This window comes from Bacillus sp. SIMBA_005, assembly GCF_046535585.1.
GTDB lineage: Bacteria > Bacillota > Bacilli > Bacillales > Bacillaceae > Bacillus > Bacillus pumilus.
Genome location: NZ_JAWRWI010000419.1, coordinates 1 through 271, shown reverse-complemented (window position 1 = coordinate 271; position 271 = coordinate 1). Strand labels below are relative to the sequence as shown.

General features: G+C 49.4%; 1 pseudogene. It reads right to left on the bottom strand.

The features are described from left to right. A pseudogene (locus tag SB660_RS20705) lies at window positions 1–271 on the bottom strand (stage II sporulation protein E); the annotation flags it as partial.

The window sequence follows — 271 nt, the reverse complement described above, 5'->3', positions numbered from 1 at the left end:
CGGGGCGATAATTTTCTCACTCTCGCCGTGTCCTCCGCTGAACGGGATTGTCATTTCGATATCAATATTGCCCTGCTCCAAGCTGTATATCTCGACATGCTGAATCTCGATTCCGAAATGCTGAAGCGCCTCTATCATTTGTTCTTCCTGAATAAAATGCTGCTCCCTCTCCCGTTTTATTTCCCGAGAGAAGTCCGCCATGACCTCAGAAACCCCCAACAGCTGCTCGGCAACAAGCCTCCTGCTGTCCTGAACTTTTCTCTTCAGTGTC